At 64.7% G+C, this 22,451-nt stretch carries 18 protein-coding genes; all 18 read right to left on the bottom strand.

Translation table 11 applies throughout. The features are described 5' to 3' along the window. Nucleotides 1-1,626, bottom strand: coding sequence for a hypothetical protein (locus BR47_RS0108970; protein WP_029119284.1), 1,626 nt, complete (start codon nt 1,624-1,626; stop codon nt 1-3). Between the two features lie 34 nt (nt 1,627-1,660). Continuing rightward, complete coding sequence (locus BR47_RS0108965; RefSeq protein WP_029119283.1) at nt 1,661-3,865, bottom strand: phage tail protein; 2,205 nt, start codon at nt 3,863-3,865, stop codon at nt 1,661-1,663. Between the two features lies 1 nt (nt 3,866). Beyond that, nucleotides 3,867-4,757 carry a hypothetical protein gene (locus BR47_RS0108960; RefSeq protein ID WP_029119282.1) on the bottom strand — a complete coding sequence of 297 codons (891 nt, stop codon included), beginning with the start codon at nt 4,755-4,757 and terminating at the stop codon, nt 3,867-3,869. Next, complete coding sequence (locus BR47_RS0108955; protein ID WP_029119281.1) at nt 4,754-5,719, bottom strand: hypothetical protein; 966 nt, start codon at nt 5,717-5,719, stop codon at nt 4,754-4,756. Before BR47_RS0108955 ends, BR47_RS0108960 begins: the two co-directional genes overlap by 4 nt. After that, on the bottom strand, nt 5,716-7,911 hold the full coding sequence (locus tag BR47_RS0108950; RefSeq protein ID WP_141772214.1) for a baseplate J/gp47 family protein: 2,196 nt from the start codon (nt 7,909-7,911) through the stop codon (nt 5,716-5,718). Before BR47_RS0108950 ends, BR47_RS0108955 begins: the two co-directional genes overlap by 4 nt. 2 nt (nt 7,912-7,913) lie before the next feature. After that, the gene (locus BR47_RS0108945; RefSeq protein ID WP_029119279.1) at nt 7,914-11,432 is read right to left on the bottom strand and encodes a putative baseplate assembly protein; all 3,519 of its coding nucleotides are present in this window, start codon (nt 11,430-11,432) and stop codon (nt 7,914-7,916) included. Further along, on the bottom strand, nt 11,429-11,833 hold the full coding sequence (locus BR47_RS0108940; RefSeq protein ID WP_029119278.1) for a GPW/gp25 family protein: 405 nt from the start codon (nt 11,831-11,833) through the stop codon (nt 11,429-11,431). Before BR47_RS0108940 ends, BR47_RS0108945 begins: the two co-directional genes overlap by 4 nt. Before the next feature lie 3 nt (nt 11,834-11,836). Continuing rightward, nucleotides 11,837-12,103 (bottom strand): PAAR domain-containing protein, encoded by a 267-nt coding sequence (locus tag BR47_RS32510; RefSeq protein ID WP_036426974.1) that lies wholly within the window; start codon nt 12,101-12,103, stop codon nt 11,837-11,839. Nucleotides 12,104-12,111: 8 nt separating this feature from the next. Beyond that, nucleotides 12,112-12,783: a phage baseplate assembly protein V gene (locus tag BR47_RS31985; RefSeq protein ID WP_051634698.1), complete on the bottom strand. Its 672-nt coding sequence runs from the start codon at nt 12,781-12,783 to the stop codon at nt 12,112-12,114. Next, nucleotides 12,780-13,967 (bottom strand): phage late control D family protein, encoded by a 1,188-nt coding sequence (locus BR47_RS30095; protein ID WP_051634697.1) that lies wholly within the window; start codon nt 13,965-13,967, stop codon nt 12,780-12,782. Before BR47_RS30095 ends, BR47_RS31985 begins: the two co-directional genes overlap by 4 nt. Next, on the bottom strand, nt 13,967-14,650 hold the full coding sequence (locus BR47_RS0108925; protein ID WP_029119277.1) for a CIS tube protein: 684 nt from the start codon (nt 14,648-14,650) through the stop codon (nt 13,967-13,969). Before BR47_RS0108925 ends, BR47_RS30095 begins: the two co-directional genes overlap by 1 nt. Before the next feature lie 7 nt (nt 14,651-14,657). Further along, on the bottom strand, nt 14,658-15,266 hold the full coding sequence (locus tag BR47_RS33015) for a hypothetical protein (RefSeq protein WP_141772213.1): 609 nt from the start codon (nt 15,264-15,266) through the stop codon (nt 14,658-14,660). A 15-nt stretch (nt 15,267-15,281) separates the two neighbouring features. Next, complete coding sequence (locus BR47_RS34110; protein ID WP_353582939.1) at nt 15,282-15,407, bottom strand: DUF6760 family protein; 126 nt, start codon at nt 15,405-15,407, stop codon at nt 15,282-15,284. Nucleotides 15,408-15,415: 8 nt separating this feature from the next. Then, nucleotides 15,416-15,808 (bottom strand): phage tail assembly protein, encoded by a 393-nt coding sequence (locus BR47_RS0108915; RefSeq protein WP_197035051.1) that lies wholly within the window; start codon nt 15,806-15,808, stop codon nt 15,416-15,418. Further along, a complete protein-coding gene (locus BR47_RS0108910) occupies nt 15,808-16,236 on the bottom strand; it encodes a phage tail protein (RefSeq protein ID WP_029119275.1) in 429 nt (142 codons plus the stop codon). The genes BR47_RS0108915 and BR47_RS0108910 overlap by 1 nt, the downstream gene beginning before the upstream one ends. A gap of 9 nt (nt 16,237-16,245) precedes the next feature. Next, entirely contained in the window at nt 16,246-18,447 is a 2,202-nt protein-coding gene (locus BR47_RS0108905; RefSeq protein WP_029119274.1) for a phage tail sheath family protein, read from the bottom strand. Nucleotides 18,448-18,479: 32 nt separating this feature from the next. Then, nucleotides 18,480-19,358, bottom strand: coding sequence for a Pvc16 family protein (locus tag BR47_RS33710; RefSeq protein WP_051634694.1), 879 nt, complete (start codon nt 19,356-19,358; stop codon nt 18,480-18,482). Nucleotides 19,359-19,453: 95 nt separating this feature from the next. Continuing rightward, nucleotides 19,454-22,417, bottom strand: a complete 2,964-nt coding sequence (locus BR47_RS31980) for an eCIS core domain-containing protein (protein ID WP_177127365.1) — start codon at nt 22,415-22,417, stop codon at nt 19,454-19,456. Nucleotides 22,418-22,451 lie beyond the last annotated feature (34 nt).

Here is a 22,451-nt window from a genome sequence, read left to right as displayed (position 1 = left end):
TCATTGGTTGGCTGGGATGGTGAAGAACGCGTGGAGCTGGCCACCGACTTGCCCATTCCCCGAGGGCATTTGGTCTTCGGGATCCGGCTTCTGCCCAGCGGCGACACTGAACAACGCGTCGGGTTGGAAGTCGTCACCGGCATTCCACAGAGCGTCGAGCTGAGCCTCGTCCAGCCGCGTGCCTGCGAAGTCCGCGTCGAGCTGGTTCGGCTCGGCACCGACGGCCACGATATGTTCGCTCCCCCGCATCATGACGACGACCAGCAGAGTCCGCTCTTCGACACCGTCGCCCTCGAGTGGCCGGCTTTGGTAGGTGGCGGTCCGACGGTCGCCGTTCTCGGCAGGAACCAGCCTGATTCGATGGGCCACTCCGAGGCGCTCGGGTTCGAGGACCTCGAACCACCAAGCGCGCAGCCAGTTTCCTGGCAGGTCGAGCGATGCGTTCTGCATGTCCTTGTCGAAATCGACGACGATCCTGGGCTCCCTGACCCAATCCCGGTCGACACGTTCACCGTTGGGCGGCGTGAGCCGCTCTACGACAGGAGGATTCGGCTGACCGGGTTCGCGCACCACCCCGTTCGCCGAGACCGTGACCGAATTGCCATTGGTCAATGCCGCGGAGAACGTCTGGCCACCCACGTCGGGGCCGAGGCGCCACCAGACCGTGACACCGCCGTCGGCTCCCGAAGTCGCGACGATGTCCGTTGCGAAATCCACGTTGTCGAGGCTGAGGTCGCCGTCGGTAGTCTGCAACCGGACATCGGCACCGACTACGGGGGCGTCATCACGGTCGTGCACCCTCAACAGAATCGGCTCAGGAAGCGGCTGGGAGACGTCGCCGGACTGATCTTGTCCGTCCGTCACCTCGATCGAATTGTCGTACAGCTTGGCGCAGCACCTGTCGACGCGATCGGCGAGCGCGACGATCAGCTCGAACAACATCGTGTTGCTGTAGACGTCGACGCGGTAGGTGTACGGATCGACGCGCATCGGGTCCCCGTCAGAGGGAAGGGTGACCGTGGCCAGCACGACGCAGGTGATGTCCGGCGGCGAAGGGCAATCGTCACCGAGAGTCTTCAGGGTCGCGATGCGCCGGTCGAAGTCCTCCGTCGGTTGCCGCGGGAAGATCTGTTCGCGCTGCCAGTCGGTGAGCTCCGGTGGCTCGTCATCGGGAAGACCTGGCACCACCACTACGCGGTAGCGCTCCTCGGTGGTGCTGCAGGCCGTGCTCGCGGCGCCGTCGCATTCGGACACGTACACCGGTGTCGGCTCGCCATCACACTCGGTGTAGCACAGATAGATCGTGCTGTTGTCTTCGATCGCCTTGTCCGGCAGTCGCTTTCCCTTGGCATCGGTTTCATGCGCGGGGTCGATGTCGGTGATCGTGACCGGTACGACGATCTCCCGGCCCAGGTGGTCGATCGCGACTCCCGGCGAGATCGCCAGTTTGTCGCCGACCGTGGTCACATGGAGTCCGCACAACACGCCAGGACCAAGAGCCAGGCGGTTCAGCAGGCGTCGCTTCTCTATTCCGTAGCACTGCTCCAACTGCATGTGCGAGACATCGAGCAGCTTGCCGTAGAAGTACTTGTTGCGCTTGGGGGGATGCAGCAATGCCTCGGTCACGGTCGACTCCTGTCTTGTACCTTGCTGATTGGCGTCACGTCAGTTGGCCTTGGCCAAGCCTGATCTCGCCGACGACGGCTGGTCCTGGCCCGTCGTGTTCGGCGAATGAGCTTGCGAGTGTGGACTCCTCGAGTGCGGGCGGCTTGCGTAGATCGAACGGGGCATGAGGCTCGGCGATGATCGAGTCGACCCCGAGGCGGGCTTGAACGCCCACTCGCGCTCTCGGGCCTGCGATGCACAGGGTGTACACGGTATGAGCCGGCTTCTCCGCATCCACGAGCGCCCGTAAGTCGGTGGACAGCGAGGTGGTGTCGCGGCCGGGGCATGGCAGTGCCGCGACGTGGAACCGGTGTGCCAGATCTTCGAACAATGGCGCACCCGGACGATCACCCGCGGTCAACGTGCTCTGATCCACGATCGTGTCCACACCGACGACGGCGCCGTGGGGCGGTGCCGCGCAGAGCATGGTGTCGAATCCCAAGCCACTTGCCGCGCTTCGAAGTACGCCCCGGGTGTCCTCGGTTGGCAGAGACCACCTTTCGGCGCGTTGCGCCAGCTCTGTGATCTCGACCTTCAGCCGAGGAAAGCGCGTGACGATCGCATCGAGGAGCCCCCGATGGCTACCGCGGATCGCCTGAGCCGAAAACGCTTGTGCCACAGTGTCACGGCGCACCTTGTCCGGCGAACGCTCGTCGAGGACGACAGCCAACCAGGACGCCAGCTCTTCGAGGACGGTACCCGTGGCACGTTCGGTGACGGCGTCGTCGGCGGTTCTCGGGTCGAAACGGCGCGCCAGGTCGACACGCTCCTGCGTCGTTTCGGACTGCACACTGGCCAGCAGACGCAGCAGGCGATCGAGGAAGTCGCTGTCGCGGGGATCCTTGCGGTACAACGCCGGTAGCAGCTCGATCCACGATGACGGACCGCCCACCCCGATCTGATGAACCGAAGGCGTCGACATCCCGTCGCTGACGAGGGACCCACCGATGAACAGCTGGGGGCCGCTCGGCTCACTCACCAGCGCGGCGTCGACGTCGACGGGCACCGGCGCCCAGATCGGTGAGATGGCCGTCTGATTGAGCGGAATCGTGCTGGGCGGCGGGGGCACGTTGCCGGAAGTCACCGCGGTCCAGAGCTGGACGTGGGCTCCCGGCACGCGGTCGAAGCGGGCGCGCAGTTCCCGCCGACCGTCAACCGTGTTGGTTGGCAATGGACCGCACACGAACGTCCCGGTGCGCCGGTAGGCACCAATCACATTGTGCCGCAGCATCGGTTGCGGCTCGGCCGGACGAGTCCACAACACTGTGTTCCCCGATGACCACACGTCCACCACTGGCCGCGTGGTCCGCGTGGTGCCGATATATCCCCCAGCGGACGTGAAGGCCACGAGGTCCCCCTGCTCGCCGTCGACGAGATAGACCCGACCATCTGTGGCGGCGATCCCCGCAATGGTGGCGAGCGGCGTTTCCACCGGGCTACCGGTCAATGGGTCTCGTTCCACCCGAGAGGGTTTCGCCCAGGCGCCTGCGGTCGCCTGGTCGACTCGTCCGTCCGGCCGCAGCGGGACGACGGCGTCACCGTCTTGCCGGCGAGAGACGACGAGGAGTACCTCTCCGCTCGTCGCCATCCGGACTGCGTTGCCGATTCGCGGTGCGATCGCCGCTGTGTAAGCAACGTCTTCCCCACCGTCCGGGGTGAAGCGGCGGACACGGCCGCCGTGGTTGGGACCTCCCCGGTCGAGTACATAGATCCAGTCGCCCTGGCAGGTCACGCACCACCCGTTGTCGACGTCACCCCACCGGCCGGTGATCGTGCCGGTTCGTGGGTCCGTGACGACCACGGCTTTTTTGTCGGCTACGTACAGCCGACGCCTGGGCCCGATGGCAAGACCGCGCGGGGCGATGAAGGCCCCGGGCAAGAACAAACCGTCCTGGCGCGAACCCCACATCTCACCCGGCGGAACTGAATCGGTTACGCACGTGGAGAACTCGCGAATGACGCCGTGTCGGGGCTCGCTCACGTAACCGGTGCCACACGGGTCGAGTGCACAGCCTGCGGGACTGCCGTCGCCGGTCGGCGCGATGTCGTCGCCCACGGGAACGCCCGCGTCCGCGAGGCTGTGCAACCGCAGTTCACCGGCGGCGCCGACGACGACGCCCGCGGGCGCCAGCCCGACCCAACCGCCGGCGACGTTGGCGTAGCGCGTCATCCGGTCCCGATCGGTGTCGGCGGTGGTCATCTCAGTACTCCACGCCCATCCAGCTGATGAGCCACCTGTTGGCCTTCGGAATGGTCTTGAGCTTCGCTTCGCGCAGCGCCCATTCGGGATTGACCAGCAGACTGCCCTTCGGCAGGGTCATCGTGAGCCGGAAGCCGTCGGCGGTCGCCGAGTCGACCTGGACATGTCCGTCGACGGCTCCCTGCATCCCATCGATGTTCCAAGTGGTGCGCTCGCCGACGACCATCGCTTGGTACTTCGGCGTGTTGACGAATCCGGCCTCGCTGGTGTCGACCGCGGCCTTCAAACCGAACCTGTTGCCGTTCTCCTGCCAGATCTCCCATTTGGATTTCTCCGCTGCGCTCCAGCCGGCGAACACGAAAGGTTGTTTGTCCGGTAGTGCGCTGCGCCGAAGCGACAAGTCCAGGGGCTCGGACAGTTTGCAGTCGAAAACCTTGATGCCGCAGAGCACGACGTCTTGTGCGGCATCTTCGGGGACCTTCCATTTGAGCGATGGCTGCTCAGCCCGCCACACTGCGCCACTGGTATTGCAGGCGCCACCACGCACGGACGGCGCGAGGTCGCTGTCGGGGCTGTAGGCGATGGTCAGGTAGTACTCCACGGCCTGCCCGGCGGGGCCGGAGACAGCCTGGGGAATGTCGACAATCTTTGTGGTATCAGAGATTATCGATCGCCCGCTGGTGTCGATCGCATAACCTGCGGCGACCGAAACGACCTTGTCACCCTTGCGTGCGGTGACAGAGAGTCCCGACGCGATACCTGACCCGTGCATCGTCTTCTGATGAAGCCATAGCAGGTCGCGGTGATAGGTCTGCACGGCATTGAGGTCTGTTGCAGTGAGCGCCTGGCCGTCGAAGAAGGCCGGCCGGATGAGTTTGGGCACATCGCTCATGGGTTCACCTCGGCTAGTCGCATCTTCTGCAGGAACGCGGCCGCCGCGAACGGGCCGCCGCCGAAGGTGTCGATACCCACCCACGACATCGGCACCGGATTGACCTCGGTAACTGCATCACGCCCCCAACCACCGTCGGTCGAAGCGAGGACACGCATCAAGAACGTTGTCGCGCTTGAGTTCCGGATTGACACATACGGGCCGCGCCACTTCTGCATCCGGTCGACAAGGTCGGGCGGCGGCCCGGCGTTCGTCGGGAACGACGCCGTGTCACCGAAGGGGTGCGCATCGAGCGATACGAGATACACCGGCTTCGCATTGCTGTCGAATCCGGCTGATCGGGTGTCCACCAACATCTTCCAGTCGGCGTATACGCCTTCAGTCGCCCTCGTCGCCTGCAGGATCCGCCCGGTGGCGATCTTCGGGCGAATCAATGCATGCGCTGTGGGCCGCGAACGCGTCTCGACCACAGGCCCGCGGTCGCCGCCGATGGTGACTCGCGCAATCGGGATGTCGATCCCGAGGCGAATAGCAGGCGAGTACGGCGGAACGCCACCTCCCACGAAACCCGCATGCTCCCAACGGAACTGCGCCTGTTCGGTCGGCATCGAATCTCGGCCGCAAGACTCCGGCAGCTCCGCGGTCGCGCTGTACCTGGCGACAAGATCGACCATGAACGCCGACCCGTTGACCGGCACTGAGGGAAGGGGCAATTCGCGATCCTCGGCATTGAGGACCAGCCGGCCGCAATGATCGACGCCCACCCCTGACCCGACGACGATCGCCTTGTCTCGCCGGTTCGAAACAGCGCACAGGTATCCCCGCGCCACGCCCCACACGCCATGCACCCGCGCGGCGTGCAAGGCCATCAGGTCGGACGTCCGGCGGGAGGCCTGAACCAGGTCATCGCCCGAAAGCAGTTGATCGGGACGGAAATCGACTCTGTCGAGGAGTGGCTTCATCGGACCCTCACCCCGTGTGCACCCGACACCACGAGCGAGGTCGCCCCGACACAGAGATTTCCGCACCCGCTTGCGATTCCATCAACGAGGAGCTCGAGTTCGTCGACGTGGTCGACACCGCTGACAAGATCGAGTTCACGCAGGATCTCGCTGCGGAACACGTCGCGGCCGAAGGGCCAGCCCCGGCCGGCCGGGCCCCCCGTGAGTGGATCGAGGAAGCTGTAGAGCCGCGATTCGACGTCGGCTTTGACGCGGTCGAGGTCTGCATGCCTTGTGGCCTGGAGGACGACTCGGGCCTCGACTTCGACGTACTGTGGGCCGGCGACGATCAAACGAGTGCCAAGACTCCGCCGGGGGCAAAGGAATTGGCGGATCTGCGACAGCAGACCAGGAGTCGGTACCGGTCGTTGCGCGGGCAACCCCGGAACCACGATCACGGTCACGGTGCCAGGAACGTGTCGTCCGGGCAGCGCTGGATCGACGCCGGCCCACGCTCGGACGCGCCGCACTGCGGTTCCCGGTACATCGATGGCCAGACGCTCGAAATCCACCGCAACCACAGCGCGTTCGGGACGAGCTCGGGAGAGCACCGTAGCTCTGTCGAGCTGGTCGAGTGTCGCCTCTGAACCAGGTGGTGCCAGTTCGGCCAATCGCTCGTGAACCCAAACGGATTCGGCGGCGCGGCCCTCACCGGCGACCACGTCGTCGGCGGTGCGGGCAGGGGTCGGGTCTGCCGCTCGGACACCGATCGTGGTTGCATCGACGACTGCCCCGGCCATCAGCGCAACGGTCAGCGGATGGGTCGTGTCGAGTTGCCACTGTGTGCGTGGGGCCGGCGTGCCGGCGACTCCTCGCGTCTGCTCGGCGCGGATCAGCAACACGCTGCCCTTGGCCGGAATGCGGCCTCGTTCGCCGTCGCCGAAGCGGATCGCACCGGTCATCCGATCGAACTCCACGTGGAAATCCTCTGCGCCGCTGTGCTGTAGCGTGTCCACCACCGTCCAGCGCAGGCTGCCGTTCGAATCGACAGACCAGATGTACACGTCGTCACCGGTGAACGGCGCACCCGTGACTGCACCCTGGTACAGCGGTGCTCCGTCGGCGATGCCGCCCCACCCCAAAGTCAAAGTGATCGACCCGGCCTTGGCCGCGAGAACGAGAGCTTGCGGATCGTCGGGTCCGACCGGGCCCTCCAACGAGACGATGCTTCCGGTCGAATTCATCGTGATCGGGAACTGCACGTACTTGCCCACTTCGAAACCAACTGGCGGGAGCTGGTCCGGATTCGCGAAGCGCCACTCCGCCAACGCCGGCACCGACTGCACGACGACCGCTGCGTCCGTGTGTATTCCGCGGCTGCGCGGCGCGACGTCGTGCCGACCATGACGGACGACCAGTCGTATCCAGCGCAACGGCTGAGTGATCGCGCCGATCGCCGCCGTCGAAGTGCCCAACACTCCGAATGGCACGACCACTCGGCCGGTCCTGGTGAGTGCGACCGTGTCGTCGGCCGCCTCCTCGAAGCCCACCCACTCCTGCTGGCCGTCGTTGAAGTACTGCCACTCCGTCTGGGCGCCGTGGTGAGAGACATTCGGCCCAGGCTCGAGCGCAGAACCGGCCGCGTCATCGAGCTCCAGCCACATCGTCATGCAGTCCGCCGGTTGCAGGGGCGGCCCTGGATCGAAGCCGAGCAGTAGCGCGGCCCCTTCGGCGGGATCGGATCCCAACGCGTCGAACGCATTTCGATGCTGCCAGTCATGAGTGCGGTCAATGAAGGCCGTTCCGTCCCAGACTTGAACGGCGGTCAACGCACAACCCAGGACCTCGACGCTTCGCTCCAGGCGATGCGCGACCGCAAGTTGACCATCGGTGCTTGCGCTGAACACCACACCTGCCGGAAGTTTGCGCGGTTGAACGGTCGAGGTGAGAGCCAACGGGGTACGAGCCGGCACCGTGGCTCGAAGCAGCACGCCGACCAGTGCGAGGAACCGTTCCCGGTGTCGCAGCGGGATCTGATCGGTTGCGAACACGTCGGCTTCGGTCATCCAGGCGAGCAGGTCGATGAACGTGATGCCGGGATCGGACAGGTTGTAGTCGGTCCAGTTCGGCGCGTACCGGTGAATGAGTGCCTGGGCCTCGTCGACCAGATCGTCGAAACGACGATCGTCCAAGTCCGGCAGCGGCAATGGCATGGTCATTCACCTCCAGCCAGGCGGACGGTGACGTCGCCGGCGACGACGAGGCGATCGGGAGGCACGGTGACCACCTGCCCGTGGGGCGCACCGTCCAGGAGCAGCTCGAGGTTGTTGACGTGGTCGACACCCGTGACTCCGCCGATGACGTTGGCGAGGTCGGAGAGATACACGTCGCGGCCGAACGACCAACCGGTGCCCTCCGGCCCACCCGTGAGCGGATGCAGGAACGCCCGGACAGCCAGCGTCACCCGGTCGAACGTTGGTCCGGAGTCGTCGATGTCGATCGGCGTCACCTCCGCCACCACACCGATCGGTTGGTAGTCGGGTGCCACCACCCACACGTGGCCTGCCATCGACGCGGGAGTGCGCCTGCGCACGTAATTCTGCACTGCGCGGCGCAGCTCGAACGACGGCATCGGTTGCGGCTCTTGGGAATCGGGGACGACGATTACTCGCACCGCCCCAGGGCGCGGCCGCCCGTCACGATCGGCCGCGGGCATGGCTCGCGCGAATGCCACCGCGGGTGACGCCTCCCGCGCCAGTACCTCGTAGTCGGCGACAGTCACGGCCTGCACGCGCGCCGCGACCGAAGCAGGTCCGCGGTTCTGTACCTTCGCGTTGGTCTCGCCGTCCGCGCCTCCGAGTGCGGCCCTGATGTTGGTCACCGAACTTGCGGGCACGCCGGACAAGAGCTGGTTCACCTTGCCACGCAAGACATTTCCGAGACGGCCTCCACCGGAGCGGTATGTCCGGGCGAGGATTCCGTCGGCGCTGCTCGGCGGAACGCGCCCATGCCTGTCGTCACCGAAGAGAACCAATCCTCTTGTTCTTTCGATCGTGTAGTGGCGGTCCGCCGGACCCGAGAAGTAGAGATTCGGGCGGCCTTCCCAACGAACCCATACCTGCGATATCAATCCGGTTGCGCGATCGTTGACGATACGGAGGTCGTCTGCCGAGCCGCCATGCGCCAGCACGTCGTCACGCAGATCAGCGATATCGACCTGCGCACGCCGGCCGAAGAGTTCCAGCACCTCGATGCGCTCGCCGGGCAGTACCGGTGCGTACGCGAACGACACACTCTGGTCCGGGTTTCCATCGCTGGTACCGAGCACCTCGTCGTGACGCGTCTGCACGTTGGTGGCCCAGGTCGTGTTGGGATATACACCGTTGATCGTGCGGGCAGGCGGCTCGCCGGCGCTCCGCAACCGAGCGCGGATCCAGGCGGCACGAGGGGTGCCGAAGCGCGCCGGCCCCGTCTTCGTGACCGTCGCTCGCGGGTGCAGCTTGTCCGTCGGTTTGACGAAGGTGATGAGCCGGTCGTCGACCGAAGCGATCACGGCGAGCTCGGTGCCACTGTCGTCGCCGATACTGACGACGTCACCCTCACGCAACCGTCCTTCTGGTATCAGATCTGTGGGATGCACCGACGTCAGCTCACTTTGCACGCCCGTGCGAGTCGCGAGTTTGGCGACTCCGGGATACGCGAGGCGGACGGTGCCCGGCAGGGTCAATGCGTTGGTCTCGTCGTCGGCGATCATCGTGCGCCACACGTCGCCGTCGAGGCATTCCCAGACGAAGTTCGCATCGGTACCTTCGGCGAGGACCTCATCCCCGTCGATGTAGAAACTCAGCACGTCGGCGGGCAGCTCCGCGTCGAATCCGAAATACAGCGCCGGCGTTGGGTCGGAGACGACGCGGAACGGGACGAATGGATCGCCGCCGACGATGGCGTCCGCCGAATGATCCACCCAGGCAAAGTCGTTGCAGCTATGGCACGCGGTCGGTGCGGTCAGTGCTGATCGGTAGTGGTAGCTGTACCGGATCGACTCCACTACCGGTGAAACGATCTCGCGGGTGGTGAAGGACGATGGCGGCGGCCCGGGAATCGTGATCGTGTGCGAGTTCCCGTATATCCCGGACACCATCCGGAATCGAATCCAATGGCCCTCAATCCCGTTCACGGACGTCACCGCCAAGTCATCGGGAACCGTGAACTGCATGCCGCCGTTGTTGACGAATAGTCTCGCGAGTTCGGTTGTGCCGCTGTAGTATTCGAGGATATTCATCTTGAGGTCCTGCCATCGGTCCCCGTCGAAGTACTGGGCGTCGACTTCCGGAATCAACGAGTCCGAATCGAACTGGCCGTATTCCCGCACCACGACCCAGAGGGTCACGATCGCGTGAGGCTTGCTCAGTGCGTCGTCGATCATCAGGTGGCAGGCAGCGCCGGCGGTCGGGCTCGGACCGAAGGGGCGGAACGGCTTCGACATGTCCAGGGGCAGACCACCACCGTCACCCTTATCCGGGCGCCGGTCGAGCAGTTCACCACCTAGCCCGACGTCGAGTGACTTTCCGCTCTTCGTCATCTTGACCTTGGCGCTGGCGAAACGGAATCCGGGAATGTCGACCTCGAGCTGGTAGTCACCTTCCGAGTCGTCAGGCACAGGTCCGAGCACCGCATCCCCACCCGCCAGCGATCGCACATCGATGTAGGGGTTCTTGATGCCGAGCTGCTCAATCCTCACCGAGGCCGAACTCGGCTCGGGACTGACGAATAAATAGCCCCTGGCGTTGAACACCAGCTCCTTCGCTTCAGGCCAAGGGCCGGATCCGCTGCCGCGGGCCGACAACGACAGCGCGCCGATCGGTATCGCGACGAGCGACCCGACGACCACGCGGGAGATGGTGGGAAGGTGGGCTGCGTAGTCCTGGGTGAGCCGCACGCCACATCGTGCTCGAATCCAGTACGAGTCCACCCAGTTGACCATTCGCCTCTTGGCATTCGCACTCTCAGCGCGCAAAACGATGGTCCCACTTCGCGTCAGGCCATTGGTGCCGTCGATGCTTCGCGGGTTACCTGTCAGCTGGTCGGGTTCGAAGGAAGTGAACGCCCGCCAGGCATCACCGTCCCAGTACTCCCACACGGTGGGTATCCGACGTCGGCCCGTGGAGGAAAGCTCGATCTGCACGCGCACTTCGCATCGCCCCTGCAGGGCGAAGTGCGCGTCGTGCGCCAAGTACAGCTCGTGACCCACCGGCGAGAGTCCGTCGAACAACTTCATCGGCCGACCCGCCGCGTAGTCGACCGTATGCGACGCCCACGCATCACTACCCGGCACCAGCGTCGCGACCTCGACCAGCTTGGCCTTCGCGAGCGCGATGTCTCGTTCTGTTTCGAAGATGAGCGGGCCGTCGACTCCCTCCACCGTCGCGCCGACCTGAGTGCCCGCCGTGGCCCGCGAATCCCCCAGCCCTGGACGCAAAGTGAACATGATCGGCGCGCGCGCCGCTTGCGCCGGCAGCAGTGAAATGCCAAGCATCTCAAGGAATGCCAACTGATTCTTTGCCGGTGCCCGGTTGAGCCTGTCGGCCACTACCGCAGACATTCGCGCCGCAATCGCCAGCAACGCTGAGGCGGAACCCTTCGCCGCGGGATCCCAGCCGGGGATGTACCCAGGCACCCGCGCGCGCAGCGCGGCTTCGAAGTCGGCTGCGGTACGCGGATCGACGGATGTCATTGTCCCCCTCCTTCATTCAGGAAGAAGGGGTAGACGAGGTTATAGAAAGTACTGGTCTGGCGGACGTGGTAGCGGATGTCGACGTCGACGCGGCCGCGGGCCGGGCTCGGTGTGACGGTCACCATGTCGACATCGATGCGCGGTTCCCACTGCACGAGTGCCGTTTCGACCCGGTGCTTGACCAACGCGAGCAACGCCGTGGTCATCGGTTCGAATACGAGATCAGCCAAGCCCGCGCCAAACTGGGGCCGCATCACGCGCTCCCCCGGCGTGGTCTGCAAGATGATCAGCACCGCTTGACGAACGTCTTCGTCGTAGGCGGCCATCGTGACGTCAGCACCGATGACCGCGGGCGGAAAGGCCCACCCAACACCGAGAAACGCACGATCGACCGATGTCATCTTTTATCCGATCTGCACCGTGGGCGCACCCACCGCGATCGGCGCACCGCACGGGCTGAGATCGCCCATTCGAAGCGCGGGCCGACCGCCTATCAGAACTGTCAGACTGCCCTTCAGGAAAGGGGCGGGAGGATGCACCGCTACGGCGCAGGCGTGCATGTCGCCGACGACAGCCGCCGGCATTCCCATGATTAAGACCGTGGGCACTCCCGGTCCGGCTACGACTCCACCATGCGCGGTGGGATCGAGGAGACGCGCTGCAGGTGGCATCGGTTGTCCTAGTTGATCTTCACCATCGGTGCGGTCATATTCACGGCACTCGTGGACGACACACTCACAGGGCCGCTGACCGTGGTGGTCGCCGAGCCTGCTGCTTGGTTGATCGCGGTGGCGGCCATGACGTTCACCGTGGGTGAGGTGATCGTGATGCTCTGCGGCGTCATGATGATCGCCGAGGAACCGCACATCAATGTGATCATCGCGTTGGACGCGACCGTCACTCCTGGCGGCATGCTGATGGCCGCCATCGTCATGTCCGGTGTCGTGATCGTGATCGCCGGTGGCGCCTCACGGAAGCCGACCTGGTTGCCCAGCGGGGAGCGAATGGCGCGCTGCTGCATCAGCGGAGTCGGATAGGGCGGCGGGTGAACCGCGTTCCAGAGCGAACCGATCACGTAGGGAGCGTTGGGATCTCCGTGCTCGAACGCGACGAGCACCTCGTCACCGATCGACGGGATGAAGTACGCCCCGGACAGCATTCCGCTCATTGGTGTGGCGACCCTGGCCCACGGTGTCAGGTCCAGTGAGTCGAGGGCGTCGACCTGGATCTGAACGCGCCCCAGCATCAAGGGATCGAGCAGATCGATCACCGTACCGGTCAGCACGCCGTAGATCTTGTGCTTCGTACCGAGGACGCCCTCGGCAATGTCGCGGATGGTGTCTTCGATCATGGAATCAACTCCCTGAACGCCTCGAAATGTGTTTGATAGCCCGAACCGTCGATGGAATGTGTCGCGCTGCTGATGCGGTAATCGCCGCTGAAATCCGGCCCCATACCGTCGAGCCGCACGAGCTTGCCTGCGCGGATGTGCGGATCACCGACGCAGGAGCCTGACCCCGTCATCCGTTTGTTGAGCCGACCGCGAAGCTCGGAGACGATTCGCAGTGCGCTGCCGGCCAGGTCGACCGGTGACGAAATCGGCTGGTCAACGATCGAGAAGTTCGGCCCTGAGAAGGCAAGCCCTCCACTGGCCGCCAGTCCGGGCAGGACGCGCACCCCGATTCGTTCGTTGTCGAAATCCCAGTAGACGCTGACGACGAAGCTCAGCGGGATCTCGCGCAGTGTGAACTTCATCGATACGCCGGCGACCTGGCCGACCGTGGTCAACCGAGGAGTGAAGTCCAGCAACGATTTCCGCCACGACAGCGTCGACGACGGTGTGTACTCCTTGATGAAGCGCGAGAGGTACAACACGTCGTCCTCGACCCAGAAGTCCGCGTCGTAGTCCTTCGCGATGTCGGCGAGCAGCTCCAGATCGCTCTGGCCGACCTGCTTGCGGCCCGACCCGACGAAGATGGCCTTGAGCACGGCCACCACCGTCGACGCCGCGACGATCGCGGGATCGATCAGCGGGATGATGAGGTTCTCCGCGGACAGCAACATCGCCGTGAGGAAATCCGGCAGCAGCCCGAATCCCCGGGTCGCCTTGCCTTCGCCGAGGCGGTGCAGCTTGTCGTGCGCCACCACCGTGAGCATCGGCATGCCGCCGTTGGGGAACGTCGCCGTGATGCCGGTGATCTCACCACCGAACACGTGATGGACGCCCTCGCCGACGTATCCCACTGCGAGGGTCAGGCTGTTCTGCACATCTAAAATGCCCTCGGGGGTAATCGAACTCGACGCTCCGGGCGGTGCCGGTAGCCGCGTGGGAAACGGGGCGAAGCCCATGCCCTTGATGTGTTTGCGCAACCAGAACAGGTCGGGATTCGCGAGCGCGATCTCGACGCGGTCGGCAGCGTTGCGGCCGTCCTCATACTTGATGCTGGTGACCGTCGCCCGCAGTTCGGCAGGCACCGGCGCGCCGTTGATCGTGATCCGGAAATCGGGCGCATAGGCCGGTGCGGGCGCGGCCATCAGATGTACACCTTCGACGTCGCCGGATCCCGGTACGGAAGTCGCGGCACGGTGAGCTCGGTGCCGCTGAGCACTACCCGCGGGTCGGCGATGGCATTGGCGATGGCCAGGGGACGCCATTTCGTGGGGTCGTCGTAGACCTCGGCGGCGATCGAGGGCAGTGTCTCGCCCTGCCCCACCACCCGGCGCTTGGTGTAGTCGGCGGTCTGCCGCTTGATCTCCTTGGCTTCCAAGTCGATGTTGCGAAACTCGTTGAACGTGACCTGCATTCGGGCGCGAACGGGTATTCCGGTCGGCAGGAACATCTGATACTTCTGGCTGGCGCGGGCCAACACGCACGTGAACGTCAGTGAGCCCCAGGTGAACAACAACACCGGAGGCGCGTGCGTCGTCGACTCGATCACCATCAGGTCTGTGATGGCCCGGACCAGGACCCGGACGTCACTGTTGGGTGCAGTGTTGGTACGGCTCGACGAATGCTTCTCCTGGGTGTCGAGCAGCAGCTCCATCTCCAAGGTGGACATGTTGCCGTGCACGAACTGCAGAAGGGGGCCGGAAACACCAGGGATGGCACTTTGGGCGTACGTGACCTCGGAGTTGACCGTGTACTCCTCCGGGTTGAAGAGGACCTCGATCACCTTGCTGGTGACGGTGTTTGTGATGGTCGCCTTTTCTAGTGCCATCGGCGCCTCACCCCCGACCCAGACGTTCGTTGTGTGCGATCAGCCGGCGGTCTATTGCGGTGAGGACGTGATTGGTGATGGTCGCGAGTTCGCCCGGCGTCGGTCCAGTCACCTGTGGTTGGGGACGCAGAATCGGCAGGGCTTCGTCTTGCGTTGCGGGCCAGCGGGTTCGATCGTCTGCACGCGATTCTGGCGGCGAGACGGCTGCCTTGGGAACGACACAGGCCACGGATGGGACTCGCGTCTCGCGGCGGGTGGTGACTATGGCGAGGCGGCGTTGTTCACCCGTCGCGGCGTTGGAAATCTCTGTACGCGCAATACGTGTGACAAGGAGATGCAGCTGCCGTGCCCGTCCTTGCTGCACTTCGCTCACCCGCACCGCGGGTGTCGCCGGTGGGCGCGACACGTTGACGACCGCGACAGGAGAGATATGACTGTGCCGCACTGCGGTGAGCGCCACTGTCACATGTCCGGAAACATGCTGGTGCGCATGCATGTTCACTGTCGGACTCATGCGGCCGCAGAGCGCGAAGATGCGCTCGACCGCGCGTAGCCGGCCGGCCACATGCATGTGGCGGCGCCGCAATACTCGGGCGGCGGCTCGGTGGTCACGCATCCTGTTCCCCTCCTCTCAGTCGGTGTCGTTGATGCGGTTGTTGATTGTTGAAACCTGGCGAACCCACTCGCGTCGGTCTCCGTGCTCCAGGTCCAACAACTGGTCGTGCGGCCAGTGCAGGTAGTAGCCGAGAAAGGCCACCTCCTCGGTCAGCTGACTGAGGGGGTAGCCCCTGATCCCCCCAGACGCTCGACCTCCAACTCGAACGATTCCCGGCAGTTCGGGCACATCACGGATCGGTGGCTGTCATCGTCGACTCGGTTGATCTCGTTGTAGAGGTCCTGCAGGTAGGCCAGGTCGGCAGCGAACAGGTTCTCGATCACCTTCGGGGTGATCATGTCGATCCCCTCGATCCGGGTGATCACCCGCGACAGCAGGATGACGATCAGGTAGGCAGAGTTCTGCGCGACCCGCGAGTCGCGCAGAGGGAGGATCTCGTCGGCCGCGGTCGCCAGCCGCATCGTGCCTGTTCTGCGCAACATCCCGTCAGCATCGAGATAGCCCATGGGCAAGGTGAATTCGTACTCGGTGCGAAGCATCATCAGACCCTCTCGATTCCCTCGTGAGCGAGGTCGATCTCCTCGATCGCGTACTCATTGCCCTTTGCCGCGAGTGCGCTGCCCTTCCACGACGTCGGCCAGGCCTCACGGAAGTTCCAGCGCACCTTCTCGTTTCCCTGCAGGTCGAGGATCACGATCGAACCGCTCTTGCGGACGACGTTGCCCTTCGATGCGTCGAGGATCCAGTTGTAGAGAAACCGATCGTCGGTGAGGCCGTACTTCAAGGTGATGTTGGAGTACTTGACCTTTCCCGGAAGTTTCTTGCTGGTCCGATCACCGCCCTCGGCGTACTCGGTGACCTCGACTGTGGTGTCCATCCCTCCGACATCGGTGAAGGCACCGCGAAACATGCCGTCGATTTCCACCCGGAACGCGAATGCCGCGTAGGGGTCGACCCGCCCTGTTGCCATGATTTCTCCTTAGGCCGTGGTGATTTCGCCGCCGCCATCCCAGATGCCGATGCGCAGGATGATGAACTCGGCGGGATACGTCGGGACGACTCCGATTTCGATGTACAGGCGGCCCAGAGCCCGCGTCGCAGGCGGATTGAGGACCTCGTCGATGCGAACGTAGAAGGCATCCTCGGGCTTGGCACCGAACAACGCCCCGTCGCGCCAGGCCTGCGTCAAGAAGTCACTGATGCTGCGCTTGAGCTTCTGCCACAGTTCGAGATCGTTCGGTTCGAATACCGCCCAACGGATTCCGCGCTCGAGCGACTGCTCGAGATAGATGAAGAGCCGGCGAATGTTCACATACAGCCAGTTGGTGTCGAGGTCCCCAGCAGTCGTTCGGGCACCCCACACCTGAGGTTGCGACTGACCAGGGAAGACACGCAAGACGTTTACGCCGAGAAGGTTCAGCGGCCCCTGCTCCTGGTCGCTGAGCACTTTCTGGACGCCGAGGGCGCCGCGAATGTTGGTGTTGGCCGGTGCTTTATGGACTCCCCGATCGGCGTCGGTCCGGGCGCAGACTCCGAGAATGTGGCCGGAGGGCGGCCACAATTCGAGGGCCCCGGTCGCGGGATGGCGCACCTGGATCCATGGGTAGTACAACGCCGCGTAGCCGTCCGCGGAACGCACCTGCGCGAATTGGTTCATCACTCCGGTGATCCCCAAGTCGTCGCTGCTGCCGTCCTCGGTGCGTCTTGCGTCGAGAACCGCGAAGCGATCCTTCAGCAACTCGCAATGTGCGATGAGCGCCTGCTGGACCTCGGGCGTCGTCCCACCGGGAACCGCGATCAACGACACGTCACGAAGGCGCGCAAGAGGATTCAGGTACTGCGCCGGCGTCGTCGTCAGACTCTGCCACGACGACGCCCTGTCGTCCGCCACGCCCCCAGCCGTGGTCCGGTCTCCAGCCAACGGGCGATCGTCGCCGGTCGCCGGTGTGCCGAGCGGTTTCGCCGCGGCAAGTGATACCGCGTTGGATCTGACGGCGGTGCCCCAGTAGCCTGGGCTACGGGCATCCATCGAGAGATACGTGAAGGTCTCGACCCGCGTGGCTGCCGGCGCCTGCACCACCAGATCGAAATCGGCCGTCGAAACTTCGGGCGCCTGCGCCGGGTTGTCGGGTAGCGCGATCGTTGCCGGGAGTCCCGAGTCGAGTTGGACCTCGTCGCCGCCCGAACCTGCCACGCGCAGATAGGTCGCCGCGCCGCCGCCCTGAGGCTTCACCTCGAGTAGCGATCCGCGAGGGAACGCCGTCGTGAGGCTCAGCCCCTTGGGAGTGACCAGGCGGATCCGCTTGGTATTGACACCCAGATTCGCCATTCGGACATTGCTTGCATTGAAATCGAAGTTCCCGCCGAGTGGAGCGGCCAGAGTCAAGATGGCGCCGGCGACGTCTCGGAGGGTCGCATCCGCAGAGTTGCCACCCTTGACCACCGTGACCGCGTCACCGATCGCGAACGAGTGTTGGGCGTCGGCGAGGGTGAGCGTGAGACGGTCAGCGGACACCGTGTTGACGCCTTTGGTTTGAGAAAGCACGCGGACGGTGTCGCGGTACACAGTGCCGCCGGTGAAGTCCGTGTTGCCTGCCAGGTCGGCTTTCAGTTTGATCATGTCGGGCGCGGTGACCGTGTCGATGTCGCCACTCTGAATTTCGGTGCCGTTCGTGACGGTAATGGTGTCGTTCGGGTTGTAGTTGGCGACTCCGCCGGTCAGCTTGAAGTTCTTGCGGTCGACCATTGCGGCGATGCCACGGGACATCAACTGCTTCATGACAGCTTTCGAGCGGCTTGTGTCTCTCACCGTGAGCTTGATCGCGTTGCCCTCGGGGCCCTCGGCGATGGCGGTCGCGGTGACGGCGTTGCCGCCGCCCCCGCGGAACGGTAGATCGACCGTCCCCATCGCAGCCGTCGAGACCCGCACCACGTAGCAGTTCGTGCCGCCGTTGGTGAAGAACCCGAAGACGCTCTGTGCCAGCCAGGCGCCGCGATCAGGAAGGAAGCCCCCGAATGTCGTCACGAATTCGTCCCAGCTGAAAATTCGCGTCGGAGTGTTACGCGGCCCTCTCTCCGCAATGCCGAGGAACACCGGAGTGCTCGTGCCGACCCCTTGAATCGGAGCGCCGGGCTCGAACTCATCGATGTAGACGCCGGGCCAGCTCACTTGTACAGCCATTGCCGGTCAGCTCCTTAGTTCGGGGGACAGTGTCATGTCAGCTTCAGGTCGTAGTCGCCGGTGCGGCCCGGCAGCGTCGGAGTTTTCCTGTCGTTCAAAGCGCCTTTGCGCCCTAAGATTTCGTAGCCATCTGGCTGGAGTCCACCGACAGAGAAGCGGCCGTCCGCCCCCGTCGACGCGGAGCCGACGGCCGCGCCCGACGCGCCGTTGACCGTGACGACGGCGCCGTCAACCGGCGTGCCGTCTGGCAGCCTGACCGTGCCTGCGATTTGCAGCCATTGCTCAGCGGCGCCACCGTCGAAACCCTGCTTGAACTCGATGATTCGAGTTGTGACGAGTGGACCGGCCAATGTATGAGGCAGATCCACTGGGACGGTGACCGTGTAGAGGAGAGCGGGTTTGACGCGGCTGTTGCTTCCCATCGCGCCCCAGAACTCAACCAGCTTCGGCCAACCTTCGGCAGGCACCACCCGCACAGGTAGGTCAGCGTTCTTGATCAGCTTGTCGAAGCCGGCGCCCGAAGGGAAGAAGTGTGAAGGGTTCAGCGGGTTGGTCTCGGCCAGAGCGGCAAGGACGCGATACAACAGTCTGTGTTCGATCAACGTCTTTTCGACGGCTGCATTGTCCGACACCGAACTCCACGCGCTGATGAGGTAGTGGCAATCAACGCGCATTGCACCGGGTTTGCGCTGGGGGCGGCCTGCGTCGAACTCCAACCGCCACTCCGGGTCGCGCAATCCGGGGTTCTCGCGCAAGTCGACGAGGTACACATTCACTGCCAGTCCGCCGTGAATGTTCGAGACCCTGCGGCGCCATCCGTCGTCAGGTGGTTCGAAGTCGACCTGATCGTCTTGCAGGCCCAGCTTTCGCCTGAGCACTTCAGCGATCAGCCGGTCGACTTGATGCAGCACCCAATCATCACATCGGGTGGCCCATCACCCGCCCATCACCGTGTCATCACCGACCCATCACCGCAGCGTTATTGGAGCGTCATCGATGATCTGGGTCACTCGAAAATGAATCCGCGGCTGGCCAGACCAGAGGTGATGCCCGCGTTCTGCGATCCGGCGGTATTGGTGACGACACGATCAATACCGTGGTTCTGCAGAATTCGTTGAAAATCGCGCTGCACCGCCGCCGAACGGAGATCGGCGGCGGGGTTGGCAGCGACATAACGCTCGAGGTCTCGCGTTGCGGCGGCCAGACGCGGCATGACTTTCGTCCGAATTTCGTTGGGCACGTTCGGTTCCTGGACCGCGGTGTGTAGGTCATTCACCACGTCGCGAATATTCGGCGGGAGATTCTTCTCGAGCGCGCTCACCTTACCGACGTTGCGCTTGTACGACTTGTCATCGACAAGTTTGATCCTGTCGTCCTTCGGCGCATAGGTGATGAGATCGATGCCAGGGGCATTCGGATCACCCGGCGCAGCGATCACGTGCTCTCCGTCGGCGCCACGCGCGAAGGCTTGGGTTGTCTCCCCCAACTGAGGTCGAGCTTCGCTCGATTGCCGAGACCGCACATATGCTGCGAACTCCGACGGAGTCGCCGACGAGCCCGTCTTCGCCTGAAATCCTGTCCAATACTCATGCATGAGGGACGGTGAGTCGGCCGCAATTTTCGACAGTGTGGGGTTGCCCTCAATCGCCGCTCGAGCCGGTGTCCCGGGAGGGAAATTCGCGTCCAATTTCTCCGTGACGACGCGCGCCGCTTCCTGCCGTAGCGCCGCCTGTTCTTGTTGGCGCTGCGCCTCGGTCTTCGGTGTCGAAGGCGGCTTGGCAGCCGCGGGCGCCGCTGCCTCGACAGGGGGTTTCGCTGCGGCGGCCGGCTCGTTGGCGAGCTCTTGCTTGAGCCCTCCGAAGACTTCGTCGATCTCCCTGACAGGCCCGTACATCGGAGGGTCCGGATGGGCAGTCTGCGCCGCCGGAGCGACAGCCGTTTCGGGCGCCACCGTAGCTGTGGCCGGCGTTGCGGCCGCGGCGGGCACAGCTGGTGTCGCAGGCTCGGCCGCGGCGGGCACAGCTGGTGCCGCAGGCTCGGCTGCGGCGGGCGCAGCTGGTGCCGCATGCTCGGCTGCAGCCGGCACGGCCGGTGCGGCCTCTGCGGGAGCGGCGACCGGTGTCGCGGGCTCCGTCGTCGCGGCCGCCGGTTTGACGCCTGCGTTTTCGGGCGCGGTCGGGTCCTTGACTCCCGCCGGAGCGTCCTCGTGGGGCGCGGCATTTCCCTTCTGCCCGTGCGACGCACCCGACAGAGCCAGCGTCGAAGTCCCAGCTATGAGTGCCTGCTTCATGGCTTCATCCCGGTCGGCGCCGCTTGCCAGCGCGACGCCGCCGCCGACCGCCATACTTCCGCCGACGTCCACCGCCTTTGCCAGCGCAGGCCGGCCGCCGCCCACCAGCTTGCTCGATGCACTACCCAGCGGTGCAGCTATGGCACCCGTCGCGAAGCCGGTCACACCCGCGGTGGCAATCTCCTTGGCTGACTTGCCTTCTAGTGCGGCACTTGTAGATCCGCCCACCAGGTTCGCCCCACCCTCGACAACGACCTTGCGTCCGATCTGCGAGGTCGTGGACAGTCCCTTGGCGCCCACGCCGACTGCCGAGCCCAGCCCTGCGGTCGTTCCAGCCGTGACACCGGATACGAAACCCTCTTTAGCTCCGCGCACTCCTTCCTTCTTGGTTTTCGTCCAATCGACACGGCCGTTGACCGTCTTCTGGGCCAACGCATCGGAAGTTCCACGAAGACCGCCACCGAAAGCGGCACCGACGGCTCCCGTGCCTACTGCTGTCCCCACTGTGGAGAGCCCGGTGGCAGCAACACCGCTCACGCCAAGCGCCGTCGTTCCGGTGGCGGCAGCACCCGCGACAACTGGTGCTGCGACGATCACGGCTGCCGTGATCGCGATGGCGAACGACACGTCGCGGACGACCTCTAGTTCCCCCACCAGCTTCTCGCCGCCATGTTGGATCTGGTCCATGTAGAGGTTCCACGCGGCTACCGAATCCCGCAGTGAGTTGGAGGCCAAACGCAGATCGCTGGCCGCCTCCCTGGTGTTGGAGCTTGCTAGCGCGGTTTGGCCGAGTTCCACGGCATGCAGTGCGTGATGCCACATCCCGACCGGAGGCGGAGTGACCCCCGACCGGATGTCGACTGCAATGGCGACCGCCGTCGACGGGCTCTTCACCACATCCCAGACCGAATTGGCCTCGCCGTGAACGTTCTTCATGAAGTTGGCGTGGGTGTCGCGATAGACCTCAGCCTTGTCCTTCACTCGTCGCAACGAATCGGCCAGGCGACGCTGGGCCTCGCGGACCTTGTCCGCATACTCCGCCTCTGTGACACGCACCCGTTCGCCGGACTCGTTGACGTATTCCCGCATCTGAGCCGCCGGGGCGGGTGAAGTCGGCGTTGTGCCTGCCGGAGACCTACGGACGACCTCGGCTTGCGCACCACCGGCAGATCGTTCACCGAACCCACCCGCCTCTGCCTCCCAGCGGTCGTTCGTCTGTCCCAGGCGTAGGGGCCCGATGGGTCGGCGGGCTCCAACCTGCGCGACGTGCGTCAATTCGTGGGCGAGCAGTTGCTTGCCCTCAGAGGTCGATGGCTGATACCGACCCGCCGCGAAGACGACATCGGGGCCGACCGTATACGCCTGGGCCCGGATCGCCTGAGCGGAGGCGTCGGCAAGCGGCCCATCGTGTACGCGGACCCGCGAAAGATCTTGCCCGACAACTTGTTCCATCTCGGCGCGGGTATGGGCGTCGAGCCGTGTTCCGCCAGTCTGCACAGCGTCGTATACCGAGTCCGGTACCGCGTCACCTGGCTCGATCTGAGGTGGTGCCGCAGTACCCAGCAAATGGGTAATCGCTTGATTACCCGTCTTCACCGGAGTACCGCGGTTCCAGGCGGTGCGCAAGTGATCATGCCTTGTCGACGCTTCGCGCTGCGGCGCCTTTGCAGCGGCTGGCATCGCTCCAACGTGTCCGGCGTGCCCAGCGAGCTCC

Origin of the sequence: Mycobacterium sp. UNC410CL29Cvi84 (assembly GCF_000686745.1) — a bacterium.
Taxonomy (GTDB): domain Bacteria; phylum Actinomycetota; class Actinomycetes; order Mycobacteriales; family Mycobacteriaceae; genus Mycobacterium; species Mycobacterium mucogenicum_B.
The sequence above is the reverse complement of the archived record's forward strand: the minus strand, read 5'-3'. Positions and strand labels throughout refer to the sequence as shown.

Excerpts from the sequence above, each read along its gene's own strand:
- BR47_RS0108965 (WP_029119283.1), bottom strand. The coding sequence starts at position 3,865 with ATGACCACCGCCGACACCGATCGGGACCGGATGACGCGCTACGCCAAC.
- BR47_RS0108960 (WP_029119282.1), bottom strand. The coding sequence starts at position 4,757 with ATGAGCGATGTGCCCAAACTCATCCGGCCGGCCTTCTTCGACGGCCAG.
- BR47_RS0108955 (WP_029119281.1), bottom strand. The coding sequence starts at position 5,719 with ATGAAGCCACTCCTCGACAGAGTCGATTTCCGTCCCGATCAACTGCTT.
- BR47_RS0108950 (WP_141772214.1), bottom strand. The coding sequence starts at position 7,911 with ATGCCATTGCCGCTGCCGGACTTGGACGATCGTCGTTTCGACGATCTG.
- BR47_RS0108945 (WP_029119279.1), bottom strand. The coding sequence starts at position 11,432 with ATGACATCCGTCGATCCGCGTACCGCAGCCGACTTCGAAGCCGCGCTG.
- BR47_RS0108940 (WP_029119278.1), bottom strand. The coding sequence starts at position 11,833 with ATGACATCGGTCGATCGTGCGTTTCTCGGTGTTGGGTGGGCCTTTCCG.
- BR47_RS32510 (WP_036426974.1), bottom strand. The coding sequence starts at position 12,103 with ATGCCACCTGCAGCGCGTCTCCTCGATCCCACCGCGCATGGTGGAGTC.
- BR47_RS31985 (WP_051634698.1), bottom strand. The coding sequence starts at position 12,783 with ATGATCGAAGACACCATCCGCGACATTGCCGAGGGCGTCCTCGGTACG.
- BR47_RS30095 (WP_051634697.1), bottom strand. The coding sequence starts at position 13,967 with ATGGCCGCGCCCGCACCGGCCTATGCGCCCGATTTCCGGATCACGATC.
- BR47_RS0108925 (WP_029119277.1), bottom strand. The coding sequence starts at position 14,650 with ATGGCACTAGAAAAGGCGACCATCACAAACACCGTCACCAGCAAGGTG.
- BR47_RS33015 (WP_141772213.1), bottom strand. The coding sequence starts at position 15,266 with ATGCGTGACCACCGAGCCGCCGCCCGAGTATTGCGGCGCCGCCACATG.
- BR47_RS0108915 (WP_197035051.1), bottom strand. The coding sequence starts at position 15,808 with ATGATGCTTCGCACCGAGTACGAATTCACCTTGCCCATGGGCTATCTC.
- BR47_RS0108910 (WP_029119275.1), bottom strand. The coding sequence starts at position 16,236 with ATGGCAACAGGGCGGGTCGACCCCTACGCGGCATTCGCGTTCCGGGTG.
- BR47_RS0108905 (WP_029119274.1), bottom strand. The coding sequence starts at position 18,447 with ATGGCTGTACAAGTGAGCTGGCCCGGCGTCTACATCGATGAGTTCGAG.
- BR47_RS31980 (WP_177127365.1), bottom strand. The coding sequence starts at position 22,417 with ATGCCAGCCGCTGCAAAGGCGCCGCAGCGCGAAGCGTCGACAAGGCAT.